Source organism: Bacillus sp. AFS031507, from assembly GCF_002584635.1.
Lineage (GTDB): Bacteria > Bacillota > Bacilli > Bacillales > Cytobacillaceae > Neobacillus.
Window position 1 is genome coordinate 13,878 of record NZ_NUOW01000007.1, and the last position, 15,559, is coordinate 29,436.

At 41.0% G+C, this 15,559-nt stretch carries 16 protein-coding genes; 12 read left to right on the forward strand and 4 right to left on the reverse strand.

Annotated features, from left to right (window positions below):
• Positions 1–26: 26 nt before the first annotated feature.
• The 3 genes from COE25_RS30630 (at position 27) to COE25_RS08635 (ending at position 2,520) form a co-directional block, all read left to right on the forward strand.
• Positions 27–167 (forward strand): hypothetical protein, encoded by a 141-nt coding sequence (locus COE25_RS30630; RefSeq protein ID WP_179195681.1) that lies wholly within the window; start codon positions 27–29, stop codon positions 165–167.
• 558 nt (positions 168–725) lie between these two features.
• A complete protein-coding gene (locus COE25_RS08630; RefSeq protein ID WP_088084830.1) occupies positions 726–1,901 on the forward strand; it encodes a ParM/StbA family protein in 1,176 nt (391 codons plus the stop codon).
• 13 nt (positions 1,902–1,914) lie between these two features.
• Positions 1,915–2,520 (forward strand): hypothetical protein, encoded by a 606-nt coding sequence (locus COE25_RS08635; RefSeq protein ID WP_088084829.1) that lies wholly within the window; start codon positions 1,915–1,917, stop codon positions 2,518–2,520.
• Positions 2,521–2,584: 64 nt separating this feature from the next.
• Here the strand turns inward: COE25_RS08635 and COE25_RS08640 are convergent, their stop codons facing one another.
• Positions 2,585–2,710, reverse strand: a complete 126-nt coding sequence (locus tag COE25_RS08640) for a DUF4023 domain-containing protein (RefSeq protein WP_088084828.1) — start codon at positions 2,708–2,710, stop codon at positions 2,585–2,587.
• Between the two features lie 162 nt (positions 2,711–2,872).
• Between COE25_RS08640 and COE25_RS08645 the strand changes: the two genes are divergently transcribed.
• Positions 2,873–3,814: a phosphotransferase gene (locus COE25_RS08645; protein ID WP_098932330.1), complete on the forward strand. Its 942-nt coding sequence runs from the start codon at positions 2,873–2,875 to the stop codon at positions 3,812–3,814.
• Between the two features lie 56 nt (positions 3,815–3,870).
• Here the strand turns inward: COE25_RS08645 and pepT are convergent, their stop codons facing one another.
• Positions 3,871–5,094, reverse strand: a complete 1,224-nt coding sequence (gene pepT / locus COE25_RS08650) for a peptidase T (protein ID WP_098932515.1) — start codon at positions 5,092–5,094, stop codon at positions 3,871–3,873.
• A 321-nt stretch (positions 5,095–5,415) separates the two neighbouring features.
• Positions 5,416–6,384, reverse strand: a complete 969-nt coding sequence (locus COE25_RS08655; protein ID WP_257208745.1) for a nuclease-related domain-containing protein — start codon at positions 6,382–6,384, stop codon at positions 5,416–5,418.
• A 310-nt stretch (positions 6,385–6,694) separates the two neighbouring features.
• Between COE25_RS08655 and COE25_RS08660 the strand changes: the two genes are divergently transcribed.
• The 4 genes from COE25_RS08660 to COE25_RS08675 are packed head-to-tail and all read left to right on the forward strand — an operon-like array spanning position 6,695 to position 9,840.
• Entirely contained in the window at positions 6,695–7,318 is a 624-nt protein-coding gene (locus COE25_RS08660) for a TetR/AcrR family transcriptional regulator (protein ID WP_098932331.1), read from the forward strand.
• 12 nt (positions 7,319–7,330) lie between these two features.
• Positions 7,331–8,215 (forward strand): ABC transporter ATP-binding protein, encoded by an 885-nt coding sequence (locus COE25_RS08665; protein WP_098932332.1) that lies wholly within the window; start codon positions 7,331–7,333, stop codon positions 8,213–8,215.
• Positions 8,216–8,219: 4 nt separating this feature from the next.
• The gene (locus COE25_RS08670) at positions 8,220–9,017 is read left to right on the forward strand and encodes an ABC transporter permease subunit (protein ID WP_098932333.1); all 798 of its coding nucleotides are present in this window, start codon (positions 8,220–8,222) and stop codon (positions 9,015–9,017) included.
• Between the two features lie 22 nt (positions 9,018–9,039).
• Positions 9,040–9,840, forward strand: a complete 801-nt coding sequence (locus tag COE25_RS08675) for an ABC transporter permease subunit (protein ID WP_098932334.1) — start codon at positions 9,040–9,042, stop codon at positions 9,838–9,840.
• A 38-nt stretch (positions 9,841–9,878) separates the two neighbouring features.
• Here COE25_RS08675 and COE25_RS08680 read toward each other — a convergent pair whose 3' ends face one another.
• Entirely contained in the window at positions 9,879–10,589 is a 711-nt protein-coding gene (locus tag COE25_RS08680) for a hypothetical protein (protein WP_098932335.1), read from the reverse strand.
• A gap of 129 nt (positions 10,590–10,718) precedes the next feature.
• Between COE25_RS08680 and COE25_RS08685 the strand changes: the two genes are divergently transcribed.
• The 4 genes from COE25_RS08685 (at position 10,719) to COE25_RS08700 (ending at position 15,525) form a co-directional block, all read left to right on the forward strand.
• Positions 10,719–11,459, forward strand: a complete 741-nt coding sequence (locus tag COE25_RS08685) for a gluconate 2-dehydrogenase subunit 3 family protein (protein ID WP_098932336.1) — start codon at positions 10,719–10,721, stop codon at positions 11,457–11,459.
• A 17-nt stretch (positions 11,460–11,476) separates the two neighbouring features.
• Positions 11,477–13,192: a GMC family oxidoreductase gene (locus COE25_RS08690; protein ID WP_098932337.1), complete on the forward strand. Its 1,716-nt coding sequence runs from the start codon at positions 11,477–11,479 to the stop codon at positions 13,190–13,192.
• Between the two features lie 76 nt (positions 13,193–13,268).
• Entirely contained in the window at positions 13,269–13,619 is a 351-nt protein-coding gene (locus COE25_RS08695) for an ASCH domain-containing protein (protein WP_088084818.1), read from the forward strand.
• A gap of 175 nt (positions 13,620–13,794) precedes the next feature.
• On the forward strand, positions 13,795–15,525 hold the full coding sequence (locus COE25_RS08700; RefSeq protein WP_098932338.1) for an ABC transporter ATP-binding protein: 1,731 nt from the start codon (positions 13,795–13,797) through the stop codon (positions 15,523–15,525).
• The last annotated feature ends 34 nt before the right edge of the window (positions 15,526–15,559 follow it).

The window sequence follows — 15,559 nt, forward strand, 5'->3', positions numbered from 1 at the left end:
AGATGATGAGTTCTCGATGATATAACATGAATAATAATCCTCAAGCTCTTGTCAGCAACAATCAGTGGGATTATCTCGACAAAGATGAGGCTGTTGATTCAAATAGTTCCTATTTGTTAGAGGAATACAAACTTAATAGGAAAAATGAAGTAGTGACGGGCTGGTAAAATTACAAGGAGAAATGGTAGTGCTTATATGTAGGAAAATATATGGTTGCCAGCTCGATGAGTGATGAGTAGGGGACCTGTGTCCTTCTTCCTCCCTCATGATAAATTAATGGTTAAAGCACACATTAAAGGGGGTGCTTTTTTGCTGATAAAAGTATTGATCAATAGAGGGTGGATCGGACAGCAGGGCATTGGCAAGTATACAATTTTGAATACATGTTTACGTTACTGGTGTGTTTGTATACATTTCCGCATACATGTTTACGGTTTATGTATACTTGTTTACAATTTGTATACTTTGTGTTTACGAAAGTGTTTGCATGTATACAAAACTGTGTACACTTTGGAGTTGCACGATGTTTACAAGTTTGTTATCGTTGTATACAATAATGTTTACATCCTTCTGAAGTTTACATGTTGTTTACATTTTTACAGTTATATTTTTTTTACTTATAAATCATTGAAGAATCTATCAATCTTCTATACCCTTAAAGGTGTAACTAGAATTACATAACTGCTTTTAAAAAATAAATCTATAAATGAAGAGGAATGATGTTTATGACTAAATCCAGAGTTGCAGCTATTGATGTTGGGAATGACTCCATTAAGGCCATTTTCGGAGAACTAGACTATGAATTGAATATTCCTAACATAATTGCTAGGGATACAGAAGATCGACCTGTTATTGGGATTGAAGAACTTGATAATAAAAATCCATTGGATGGAATTCACATCAAAGTCCACTCCCCTGCTTTAAAAGAGAACAACGGAATTTATCGTATTGGTAATTTAGCTACTAAAAGTATTAACGCCACTGAACTAGACCCTGGCAGCAGCAAGTCAGAGGAAGATCAAACGTTAATTATGCTTTTTGCAACATTAGCTTTAGACGCAGTAAAGGAAAATAATTCACATGGTTTTCCGCGTACAAAAAATGTGATTGATGCTAACTATACATTGGGAACAGGTCTTCCCCTTCGTGAAGTAAAAGAAGGCAAGGATGCTGGCTATCGTTCTAAATTAGTTGGTTCCGTTCATCAAGTTGAATTCCTTGTCACACCAAAGTACCAAGGATTGAAAGTAAATATTAAATTTGAAGAAGTAAAAGTATATCCTGAAGGATTCGCTGCATTTATTAACCTTGTTTTGGACAACAGCGGGAAAATAATCAATAAGGAACTTATTGATAAGCGCATCTTAATTCAAGATATCGGCGGATTATCAACGGATATTGCAGTCATCAAAAATCGTAATGTTGATGATGATAAAGCACAAGGATTTAATCTAGGGGTTTCAGAATCATTAGAAGCCATTCGCGAAGAGATTAGAACAAAGCATGGGGTTGAACTCGATAGCCGCCGTGATGTGGTTGAGATTATCACTAAGAAAAGCGATCGTAATCATATTATGGTTAAAGGTAGCCGGACAAGCGTTCATGATATTACCGACCGAATCCTGCTTGATTTAGCTAAAAAACAATATCGTTTATTACGTAATGTTTGGCAGAGAAATTCGCAAACGGAAATTTGTTACTTTGTCGGTGGCGGAGCCAATGTCTTAAAGGAATATCTTAAAACGTTAAATAACAATTTAGACGGTTATAATATTGATTTCTTTGAAGATGAAAAAGAGAGTATTTGGATGATGGCCAATGCATATTATAAACTCATCAACGACTTTGTTCGTAAAGCAGAGAAACAAAAGCCAGTTAGAGTTGAACCTGTAAAAAGCTAAGTAAGGTGATTATATGAAAAAAGCAGCCTCAAATGAGGTTCAGCGGGGTCAAGCGATATCCTTTCGTGTCCCCTCTGATACACCTGACCATATTTTAAAACATTTACAAAAGTTGAAGGATACAGAAAGAAGGAATTTTTCCAGTAAAATTGCAGAGTTTGTGATGCAAGGTGTGAGTAGTTCTGTTTCGAGGGAAAAGGAGACAATTACGATCCCCCTCCCCCAGAAGTTAACGAAAGCCCAGCGAAATTGGTTAAAGCATGAACATTCTGAAGCATTACTTGGAAGTATTCTCTTTCAGCTGATTTCTGACCCGGTTCGCTCGACTTCGCTGCTTGCTTCATTAAATAGTCATTCAATCGATATCGACGAAGCTTTGTACCTTCAGGAAGAAGTATTTCCCGAGGAACTTCAAAGAGATGAAAGTTATCTGCAGGTCGCTGTAGGTAAGGAGGTCCCGCCCTCCCCTATCGACTTAAGTGATATGGAAGATGACCTCAGTGAGTTTGATTGGGAAATTGCAAAAGAAAAGCAGCCGTTAATTGAAGAAGAGGAAAACGAAGTCGAGCCGGATATTGACGACTTACTTGGCGGATTTCTTGCAAACATGAATAAATAAATTAAAAGGGCCAGACCTCACACACCGCCTATGCGCGGTTGAGAGGTTTGGCCCTTTTTTGTAATTAATGCTGTTTATTAGGCATCCTTTGACTTTTTTGGCCTGTTGCTTGACGTTCTTTATTTCTCTTATCTTTTTCCTGTTTTTCATGAAGCTGTTCTACAAATTCGTGTGTACTTTTGTTATCCATTCTGCTTAACCTCCTTGAAAAATCGAACCAATGTTATTTTGACCAAACAGGTAGGAAATATTCTGTAATGCATTTCATTTGTTGTGAATAAGAATAAACATTATAGTCATAGTTGAAAATAAATAAATCTATGAAACTATTAATAGATGCGGTGGTGAGCCCATGGAATTGCTTAACAATATTGTCCGGGCTGATGGAAATTTAAATGAGGAGATCATCCTTAAAAAGGAAATCCTCTATAAGGGGATGAATGGGAGATTTGTAGAAAGATTCTACCTAACTCCATCAACTAGCTATATTTTTAAACCACTGACAAACGATGGCCAATTAGGCAAAGAGGTCTGGGTCCATGAACATATTCTCCCCATATTTCCAGCGATTTATCCAAAAATTATCTCCTATTCCATAAGTGAACGGACTGATTTAAACTGGATGATTCTTGAGGATCTTGGCCCACTCTCCCACGAATTTAAAGAAGAAAGTGTAATGGGTGTGATCAAATGGGTGGCGTGGTGGCATTCGCTCCCCATTGAGGAATTGGGAAATGTCCCTTTAACAGGTTTGAAGCCAAAAATAGAGGAAATAGTATCAGATGTTTGTGATAAGAAGGATGAGTTTTACCGCTTATTGCCATCGTTAAAAATCGAGGAAGAGCTCATCGATGCCATTTTCTCACAAATTAATCACCTGGATTTTTTAGAGAAAAAGGTGTTAACCCACGGCGATTTACATACGGGGAATTTTGCGATCGTCGGCGATGAGTTGAAGATATTGGACTGGGAGCATACCCATCTTAACTCACCGTACTGGGATTTGTACCATCTCATTGATATGTCCCATCCCCTCTTCCCGAAAAAAATAACCAGTCCACTTCGGGATCGCATCTTGGAGTCCTATCTTAGTCTAGTTAAGTTTGAGATTGATCGGGATTATTTTTTCAAAGAGTATTATTTATTTGCGACCGTGTATTCGATGTGGATGATCCTGCTGATTCAGAAGGACCTAGTGGAGAACGGCGGGAAATGGTCTGTTGCGCAGTTGAATACCCAGCGTGAAGAAACCGTTTCTAGTCTTCAACAGTGCGCTGCAGCTCTTATTTTATGAAAAAGCTAACCTTGTTTTTAGTAAAGGTTAGCTTTTTTTGTTAAAATTTAAGCTTTTTATTCTGTTAATTTGATGATTTCAATGACGGTGTTGGTAGCTTTGATCATATTATCCACGGAGATAAACTCAAATTTGCCGTGGAAATTTTCGCCGCCTGTAAAGATATTTGGTGTTGGCAGTCCCATGTAAGAAAGCTGGGAGCCATCGGTGCCGCCGCGGATTGGTTTGACAATTGGCTTAATGTCTAGGTTCACCATCGCTTCATGGGCAATGTCGACAATTTCCATGACCGGCTTGATTTTTTCACCCATGTTGTAATATTGATCGTTCAGTTCGAGGTTGATGGTGTCTGTACCGTATTTGGCCTTGAGTCCATTGACGATGTTTTCGATCAACGCTTTTCTCGACTTGAAGGTTTCCATGTCATGATCTCTGATAATATAGTGGAGCTTTGTGAGCTCGACATCTCCATTGAATGATAGCAGATGGAAGAAGCCTTCGTATCCTTCAGTATGTTCTGGTGCTTCCTGTGCTGGGAGTTGGCTATGTAATTCCATCGCAATTTTCAACGAGTTGACCATTTTGTCTTTTGCGGAACCAGGATGAATATTGTTTCCTTTGATCGTGATTTTCGCCGCTGCCGCATTGAAGCTCTCGTATTCTAACTCACCTAGCGGACCGCCATCGACGGTATAAGCATGCTTCGCATCGAAGGCCGCAACGTCAAACTTATGGGGACCTCTGCCAATTTCCTCATCTGGGGTGAACGCAACGCGGACCTTACCGTGCTTAATTTCCGGATGGTTAATCAGGTAAGCCATTGCTGTCATGATTTCAGTGATTCCGGCTTTGTTGTCCGCTCCAAGCAGTGTGGTTCCGTCGGTCGTAATTAGGGTGTGTCCTTTATAGTCGGGTAGGCTTGGAAAATCCTTCGGAGACATCACAACTTTTAGCGCCTCGTTTAAGACGATTTCGTTGCCATCATAATTTTCGACGATTTGCGGGTTAACGTTTTTTCCAGTAAAGTCAGTGGCAGTGTCGACATGGGCCAGGAAGCCGATGGTGGGCACTACTTTTTCTGTGTTTGACGGTAAGGTCGCCATCACGTAGCCGTTCTCGTCGATGGTAACTTCATGCATCCCGATGGTTTGCAATTCCTCGACAAGCATGCGGGCTAATGTCCACTGCCCCTCTGTTGAAGGACAAGTTTCGTTGTTTTCATTGGATTGTGTGTCCACTTTTACATAGGAAGTAAATCTTTCAATGAGTTCGGTTTTCAATTGCACTACACTCCCCTTTTTTGGATGAATTCATGATTATCATATCATTATGAGAGAGCGGTTACACGTTTTTAGAAACTTTTTGAATGGTGTGGTTTACTGGCGGATAACTATCCAATACTGGCGGATAGGCGCTATTAACTGGCGGATAAGGCATCTTTACTGGCGAAAGCCGAAATAACTGGCGGATAACTATCCAATACTGGCGGATAAGTCCACTTTACTGGCGAAAGCCGAAATAACTGGCGGATAACTATCCAATACTGGCGGATAGGCGCTATTAACTGGTGGATAAGAGTCAATTACCGGCGAAACTACTCCTCAATTGTGAATTATTATGGTTTCCTGGTTCTGGCTGAGGTTTTTACAGCTAAAATCCATAAAATAACAACGATCTCGATAAGTCCCCTGGCTTCGCAAATTCATACCTAGCAATATGCGTTTGGCTGTATGGATATCCCCTACCCCCAAAAACTCCCGGCATTCCTTATTCGTGATGGTTCTATTAAAAATCAAAAACCACTCTCGTAAAGTCCTAAGGTGGGCAAGATGATCATTCGCTCCACAATATGGGCAGCACCAGGTCCGGGGCAGCTTCACCATGCCAAACCTGCCGCATGGCAAGCACCTCACCCCAGAACGAAAATCCCCGAAAGGAATACCGTAGGCTGCGCATATCGGTTTTGGGATAAACGGTTGATGACTTTTTAGAAGTTCGGCGGACAGCCATTGAAAGGTTTCTTGGTCCAACTTATTTGCTTGTTGTGGGATGCTTTTCATAAATGAGGAGATTAAGCTGGGGAACAAGATTTTAGTCTTTGCAGGAGGAACGGTAACCATTTGTTTCGGGTAAGCCAAAACGACTGCCCCGTAGATTGGGAGCAGGATGTTTCGATTCAGAAACCAATCACTAATTAGCCCACGATTTCTTTCCAATTGGACAACAGGATTCTCAAAACCATCCTTATGTCCATCCTCCCGTGTTCGGATTAATTGAGGGGGATTGTCCTTGAACTCCAGGCTTCCGCCAATATTCTTTACCTCTAAAACCACGCCACCCCAAGGAGTCAGCCCAAACGTATCCATTTGAAAATTTTCGGACCATGTGGGAGATAAATCGTGGAAAATGTGGTGTTCAACTGAAAATGGGTGCTTCCGGAAGACTTCTGCTACTCTTTCCTCTCCTCCAATACCCGCCTCAACGGATGCTCGTTTAGCAGCCAGTACTGGCTGGAGCGAATGGCCAGCTGATAACCGCTGCTGAGCTGCAATTAATCCTTCTAACGTCAATGATACATCTCTGTCTTTAATAATAATCTACAATCACCTCCATCAATGATACATCTCTGTCTTTAATAATAATCTTCGATCACCTCCGTAATGATACAACTCTGTCGTTAATAGTAATCTACAATCACCTCCTTAAAATCTATCTGTCATCTTGCATCGTAGCACGTCCCCAAAGGGCATACTATACTTCAAATAACTATTTCATATTTTTGTAAAAAATAGGGCTTGACTGATATTGACCGAATGAGTCAACGGGAGTACAATGTGATTGACTGATGTGGTCAATAACCGAAATAGGAGGGCCGCGACAATGTTTTCAAAATTTCTCAACTTAGATAAAGAAAAACAAGACCGAATTATTAATGCCGCCATAAAGGAATTTGCTGAGAAAGGATATGACCGAGCATCGACCAATGAAATCGTCAAAGAGGCGGGTATTTCAAAGGGATTGCTGTTTCATTATTTTCAGAACAAAAAGCAGCTGTTCTTATTTTTATTTGATTATTGCTACGAACTCGTTACCGATGAATTTTACAAGAAAATTAATTTCAAAGAGACTGACTTTTTTAGGCGTATGCGGCATGCCATCATGATCAAAGCGGATATGCTTGGGACGTATCCAGATATCTTTAAGTTTATCCAAGAGGTATTTTTGGAGGAATCTGCTGAAATTAAGATTGAATTTGATAGAAAAAAATCAGAACTGACACATATCAACTTGGAAAGAGCGTATGAGGGGATTGATTTTTCCAAATTTAGAGATGATGTCGATCTGACAAAAATAATAAAAATCATCAACTGGACGTTTGAAAAGATGAGTGATGAGGCGATACAAAAAGCCAAGTTGTCGCCAACCCACGAGATTAATTATCAAGCGATCCAAGCCGAAGCAGAGGAGTATTTTGAGGTTTTGATTAAATGTTTCTACAAATAGGAGGCTGTCACGATGAATGTAATTGAAATTAACAATTTGACAAAGACGTATGGCAAGTCGAGAGGGATCACGGACATTAGCTTTCATGTCGAAGAAGGCGAGATTTTTGGTTTCATTGGGCCAAATGGCGCCGGTAAATCAACCACAATCCGAACACTCTTGTCGCTTATCTACCCTACCAGCGGCAGTGCGACCATCTTTGGCAAAGACTGTGTTCAATTTGCACCTGAAATTAAAAAGGAAATCGGTTATTTGCCTTCTGAAGTTTTTTACTATGACAATATGAAGGTTAAGGATCTATTAAAATATTCAGCTAGTTTTTATAAAAAGGATTGCAGTAAGCGAATCAAGGAATTGGCTGAAATTATGGACCTCGACCTTAATAAAAAAATTGATGATCTCTCCCTGGGAAATAAAAAGAAGGTGGGGATTGTTCAAGGGCTGCTTCATGAACCGAAGCTGATTATCCTTGACGAACCAACCAGCGGACTTGACCCGCTCATGCAGCAAAAATTCTTTGAACTCTTAGAGGAAGAGAACAAAAAAGGGGCGACGATCCTTTTTTCCTCTCACATACTTAGTGAGGTTCAACGCTTATGTAACCGTGTTGCGATCATTAAAGAAGGTAAAATCGTCACGGTTGAAAAGATTAGTACCTTACAAGAAAACAACTATAAAAAGTTCAAAATTGAAACGAAAGCACCGCTCGATCCAAGCTACTTCAGCATCAGCGGCGTCAATAATTTAGAAGTTAAGGACACGACGACTAGCTTTTTATTTAGAGGAAACATCAATGCTATCTTGAAAAAGATTGCTGACATTGAACTTGTGAATCTGTGGATTGAAGAGCCAGACCTTGAGGAGATCTTTATGCATTACTACGAAAAGGAGGCCTAAGACTATGAATATCTTTTTTCATGAATTGAAGGCTTATCGGAAGTCGACGATTATTTGGTCGGTATCGTTAGTGTTGATCATCGCTCTATTTATGTCATTCTATCCTGCCTTTGCTAAGGATGCAGAGGATTTCCAAAAAATCATGGAAGGCTATCCCGAGGCTATCCGGAATGCCATCGGCTTTAACCTTGGGAATTTCTTTACCATTCTAGGTTTCTATTGTTTTCCGTTGTCGTTCATTACACTGTGTGGAGCAATTCAGGGGATGAATCTTGGCACGAGCATTGTCAGTAAGGAAGTCCGCGAAAAGACAGCCGATTTCCTGTTAACGAAGCCTGTTACCCGGCCAACTGTTCTAACAGCGAAACTGATGGCAGCCTTTGTCTCGCTCATCATTACTAATATTATCTATCTAGCTGTAACGATAATCCTGGCATTTCAAGTCAAGACAGATGACTTTAGCCTGAAGGTACTTATTATGCTTTCACTGACGATGCTTTTTATCCAGCTGATTTTCCTAGCCTTAGGGGTGATGATGTCGGTGATTGTCCCTAAGATTAAGTCGGTATTAACCGTCTCCCTTACGACCGTCTTTGCGTTCTATTTTCTGGGGTTTTTTAGCAGCACAACGGGTGAGGAGGAAAAACGCTATATTTCTCCGTTTAAGTATTTTGACACCGCCTATATCATCAAACATGAAAGCTTCGAAGCATCCTTTTTAGTGGCTGGCGCCGTTATTATCATTCTGGCCATCGCGGCGAGTTATTTTGTTTATTTAAAAAAGGATATCCACGCTGTATAGCTGCGAAATGGAGGGGTTTGTCATGAATATATTTTTAAAAGAACTGAAATCTTATCGGAAATCGCTGATATTTTGGAGCATTGGTGTCTTCCTCATGGTGGCATCAGGCATGGCTAAATATGAGGCCTATTCCTCATCGGGCCAATCGATCAATGATCTGATTGCCGATCTGCCCAAATCGATGAAGGCAGTCATGGGTTTCGGTGTCGTTGATTTATCAAAGATTAGCGGTTATTATTCCTTGCTGTATATTTATTTATTATTAATGGCGACGATCCATGCAGCGATGCTCGGAGCTTCAATTATTGCCAAAGAAGAACGGGATAAAACAGCGGAGTTTCTCTTTGTCAAACCAGTTTCCAGAAATACCATTATTAGCGCAAAATTATTGGCCGCCTTCACAAATATTGTCATCTTCAATCTTGTCACCTGGGGTTCATTGATTATTTTGGTTGGGAAATACAATAGCGCAGGTGAAACGGTTAATGGGGATATCGCCCTTACAATGGTCGGCATGTTTATTTTACAGGTTTTGTTTATGGTCATCGGAAGCGCGCTTGCGGCTGTAAAAAAGAAACCGAAGACAGCGCCATCTATAGCAACCGGTGTGCTTCTTCTTACGTATATGTTATCGATTGCAATTGATTTGAACGAGAATATTGAAGGCATGAAATACTTCACCCCCTTTAAATATTTTGATGCAAAAAATGTGATGTTTGCCGGTGGCCTCGAGGCGATTTTCATCGTCATATCCGTGATTATCATTGCCGCATTATTAGTAGTAACCTTCACTTTTTATAAAAAGAAAGATTTAAATGCATAAGGAGAGGCCTGACTTTTGTCAGGCCTTTCCTTTTGTGACTACTTTTCGCGTGTCATTTTTACAAGGGTATTGATATCACTTGAAAGCTTGCTATAGGAAGGAGTATCTAATTTAATATTTGCCTTTATTCCATCTATGAGCGGCAATGCTTTTGGGTTTGTAATTGTTAAAATTTGAACATGGCCATTAAAGGCTTTATCCATCAAATCTTTTGCTCGATCTAAATTGTCATCGTTATTCAACTTCGAAGGGTCAACCCCATCGAGGTTACCGGTTCCAGATTCTCCTGCGGTGTTTTTTAACACCTTGCTTTGTAATTCATCATAGCGAGTGGAGGTCACTTCCGGTTGTGCTCTTGCCAGAATAATGGTGTCATCTAAGACAAATACTTTTATTCCTGGAATCCCCTCTCCAGATAGGCGTGATTCCAAATGGGAGGAAATCCCGCCGTCATGGAGGCTGGAACTGCCAATCAAGCTATAGACATTCGTTCCAACCCCGCTTGTTGTTTGACCATTTTTGTTTGTGGTATCTTTCTTAGCTCTGTCCACACTTGGAATGACATTTGGACTATTATGATGTCCATGGACATTCCCATTTCCTTTTTTATTAACGGCCGGATCATGATAGTCAAGATTTTCTGCAGCCCCGACCTCATTTCCCTTCACTCCGTTTTGGGCTGAACATCCCGACAGCACTAATAAGGCAGCAATCGGGAACCCCCAGATTTTCCACTTTCGTTTAAACATAAAATAGCCTCCTTTTTTTAAATGTAGTTTCCCCATGAATTATCTAATTATGAATGGAATATTTCGGAACATATTGAGAAAAGTATTTATTAAGAGAGAATAATGTCGAAAATACTGGAGGTATAAAAGATGGCTGAAGAAAACAAGGAAAATCCAGAATCGTTATCTAGAAGGAAATTCATTCGTAATACCGGTTTCACCGTGGGCGGGCTGGCTGTTGGTGGTGTCTTGGGCAGTCTACTCCCTTTAAATCGTAAAAAAGAGGAAAAAGTAACACAGACAAAAGCTGAAAATTTTAATCAGGCGTTGATGTATTTTACACCTGAACAATTCCAATTGACCGAAGCAGCAACAGAAAGGATTTTTCCGGAGGATGACCATGGGCCGGGAGCAAAGGCTCTAGGTGTGGCTTTCTTTATTGACCATCAGTTGGCTGGTGATTGGGGCTTTAATGCAAGGGAATATATGCAGGCACCCTTTTTCAAAGGTGAAAAGGTTCAAGGCTACCAGGGACGGTTAAGGCGCAGAGATATTTTTGATATCGGGCTGAGGGAACTTCAAAATCATAGTATGTCCGTTTATAAGAAAAAATTCACTGAGTTAAAAGAGGAAGAGCAGGATGCCGTTCTGAAAGATTTTGAGGAAGATAAAGTAAACTTAACGACCATTTCTCCGAGTGGATTTTTTCAAATGCTTAGGGGAGCCACACTAGAAGGCGCTTATAGTGATCCATTATACGGTGGAAATAAAAATATGGACGGCTGGAAAATGAAGAAATATCCTGGCAGTCAAATGGCTTATACAGACATTATTGATAAGGATTTTAAGGAAATCAATCCGCAAAGTCTAAAATCCCATATGAATCATTAAGAAAGTAGGTGGAAACGATGGTGAGGAAATTACCGAAAGTAGATGTAGTTATTATTGGCGTGGGTTGGGCAGGCGGAATCATTGCGTCTGAACTGACCAAAAAAGGACTGAAAGTGGTCGGTTTGGAAAGAGGTAAGGAAAGAAAAACGGAAGATTACTTTATGGTCCATGATGAACTTCGGTATGCATTGCGCTATGGGATGATGCAAGACCTATCAAAAGAAACGATTACTTTTCGCAGTAATGAAAGAATCCGTGCACTACCGATGCGACAATATGGCTCATTTCTGCTTGGAGATGGATTAGGGGGTTCAGGTGTCCATTGGAATGGACAGACCTTCCGTTTTTTGCCGTATGATTTTGAAATCTATAGTAAGACAGTTGATAGGTATGGCAAAAATAAAATTCCTGCAGGAATGACAATTCAAGATTGGGGAATTACCTATGATCAAATCGAGCCCTATTATGATAAATTTGAAAAACTTACAGGTATTTCCGGGGAAGAAAATCCGCTTGCTGGCAAACGATCAAGTAAGTATCCAACTCCACCGATGAAAAAGTCGCCTCCATTGCAGATGTTTGAGGAGGCTGCGAAAAAATTGAAGCTCCATCCCTATATGATGCCGTCTGCTAACCTTTCTGAATCCTATACAAATCCAGATGGAATCGCAAGATCGGCCTGTCAATATTGCGGATACTGTGAGCGCTTTGGCTGTGAATATGGAGCAAAGGCCGATCCGGTCGTAACCGTTATTCCTATCGCAAACAAAACGGGGAATTTTGAAATTAGAACCCATTCAAATGTGAGGAGGATATTAAAAACGGGGAATAAGGTCACCGGGGTTATGTACACAGATGTGACAACAGGCGAAGAAATTGAACAGCCTGCTGATATTGTTGTCTTAACAAGCTATGTATTCAATAATATTCGCCTTTTATTAATGTCGAATGTGGGCAAACCTTACGATCCAGGTACAGGAAAAGGCGTGATTGGGAAAAATTATGCTTATCAAGTGATCAAAGGGAATGCCATAGGTTTTTTTGATGATAAAGAATTTAATACGTTTGCAGGCGCCGGTTCGCTCGGAATGGTATTGGATGATTATAATGGTGATAATTTTGACCACTCCAAGGTTGGCTTTATTCATGGCGGGATGGTTTCTCTCAGTCAAACGGGATTAAGGCCGATTCAAAATAACCCGGTCCCTGGAGGCAAGCCTACATGGGGAAAAGAGTTCAAGGAAAAGTCAGTTAAATATGCCAACCGCTATTTATCCGTTGGCGCCCAAGGTTCCTCGATGCCTTTTCAACATCACTATCTAGACCTTGATCCAAGCTATAAAGATGCTTACGGGGACCCTTTAATCCGGATTACCTTTGATTTTGAAAATCAAGATCAGCAGCTGGCCAAGTTCCTTGCCTCCAAATGTGAAGGAATCCTTAAAGAAATGGGAGCAGACCACATCGATGCGATGAAGGATTTAGGTCCATATGATATCACCACCTATCAATCGACCCACAATACAGGCGGTGTGATTATGGGGAAAGATCCGACGACCTCGGCCGTCAATAATTATTTGCAAATGTGGGACGTCGATAATTTGTTTGTGGTGGGAGCATCTGCATTTCCGCATAACTCTGGCTATAATCCGACGGATACCGTTGGCGCCTTAGCCTACCGTGCGGCTGAAGGAATTATTAAATACCATGATAAAGGCGGACAGGTTGTTTAATTCTCCTTGAAAATGGATTTAATGATAACGATAGTGATAATATAAGTAAATGAATTAGAAATAGGAGGAGAAGCAAATGACAACACAAAATGAAAACAATACCTTGCCGCCAAAAACTTGTTCCGTGGAACGCTTAGTCACACTTGAAGGAGATGTAAAGAAGGTACTTTCAGGTGAAAAAACAGCGACGCGCCGGAATGGCCGCTATGCGGATCCTGGTGAAATCATGACATTGGAAGGCCGTGACTTTGTGGTAGACCGTGTCTATTCGCAGTCATTAGGTGAATTAACGGATGATGATGCACGCCGTGAGGGCTTCGAAAATGTGGAAGCCTATAAACAATCGATTCTAAGTATTCATCCTGGAATGCCATGGCTGCCGCAAATGCGCGTGTGGGTTCATGAGTTTAGCCCTGTTCAAAAATAGTCTTAAATGCTCGAGGTCCATTTCAAAAGTGGGCCCTTTTTTTATGGAATTTTCAATGCTAATCCCAAAAAGGCCTTCGAAATATACCTTACATTTACAGGTAAATTATTTGGTTAATCGAAGTAAAAAAATTATAATATTCCTAGAGAGGATTTCCGAGAGGCTGGGTGAGTGAATGAAGTTTTTATCAAAATACATAAAGAAGTACTGGAAATCTTTTAGCATAGCGGTTTTATTCCTTACCATTGAGGCGATTAGTGATTTGATGCAGCCAACCATTATGGCGAAAATTATTGATGAAGGTGTGGCCAACAAGGATATTGGTTATGTTTTGAAAATGGGCGGATTTATGCTGCTCATTACGGCCTGTGGAGCAATCGCTGCTTCCACTAGAAGTGTAGTCGCTAGTATTGTTTCACAAAACTTCGGGACGGAGTTAAGATCGGACTTATTCAAAAAAATTCAAACGCTTTCGTTTAAAAACATCGATAAATTTGACCGCGCCTCCCTTGTTACCAGACTGACGAATGATGTGACACAAGTCCAGGTGTTTGTAAATGGATTGATGCGGATTTTTGTCAAAGCCCCGTTGTTAGCCATTGGTGGTTTAATTATGGCCACACGGTTAAACCTGCAGCTTTCCGTGGTCCTGGCGGTTGTGGTTCCAATTGTTGCGCTATTAATCATCTTTAATATGAGATTGGGCTTTCCCCTCTTTTCCCGTGTTCAAAATGGATTGGACCGGGTGAATGGTGTCATGCGGGAGTACCTATCCGGGGTCCGAGTTGTGAAGGCGTTTAATCGCTTTGATGTCGAGGTTGGCAAGTTTACGAAGGTAAATGACCATTATAAAAATCAAGCCATTTCAGCAAATCGTCTGATGTCCTCCTTCAGCCCAGCGATTATGCTTACCGTTAATCTAGGGATTGTTGTTGTCCTTTGGATCGGCGGCAATGGTGTGAATACGGGCGATATTCAGGTCGGCCATATTATTGCCTTTATCAACTATATGACGCAAATCCTATTTTCATTGATGATGATCTCGATGGTTTTTACGATGTTTGTTAGAGCAAAGGCGTCGGCAGGGAGAATCGATGAGGTATTTTCTCAAGTGGATAGCGTTTCTTGGAATGAGGAACTTAGGTTAAATTCTATTGAAAAAGGCCGAATCGACTTTGAAAATGTTTCTTTTTCCTATGAACAAGCAACAGGCGAGCCAATCTTAAAAAATATTAATCTTACCATCCTACCTGGAGAGACAGTAGGAATCATCGGCTCAACAGGATCAGGGAAAAGCACGCTGGTCGGACTCATCCCCCGTTTCTACGATACGGTGGGCGGTACGATTAAAGTAGACGGTGTTGATAGTAAACTGGTTAGTCCGAAGAAATTACGAGAGAAAATTGCGATCGTGCCACAGAAGAACATTTTGTTTACGGGGAGTGTCGCGGAAAATATTCGCTGGGGTAATGAAGAGGCAACAGATGCAGAAGTGGTTACGGCCGCGACAATGGCCGGGGCACATGATTTTATTGAGAGGTCACCGGAGGGCTACCAAACAAGGATTGGCCAAGGGGGCGTCAATTTTTCCGGCGGACAAAAGCAACGGATTTCCATTGCTAGAGCCTTAGTAAAGAAACCAGAAATTTTGATATTAGATGATAGTACAAGTGCCGTTGACGTCGCAACCGAGGCGAAGATCAAGGAGGCCTTGAAGAAATATGCTAAAGGGCTTACCTGTTTATTAATTGCCCAGCGAATCACCTCGATTATCGATGCCGATAAAATTGTCGTCCTCGACCGCGGCGAAGTTGTTGGGGTTGGTACACATCAGGAACTATTGAAGGATTGCCGTGTTTATCAGGAAATCTACCAATCTCAAGTTGGCAAGGAGGTGCATCCGTAGTGTCAAAGGGAAACGTACAGACTGGGAATACTCC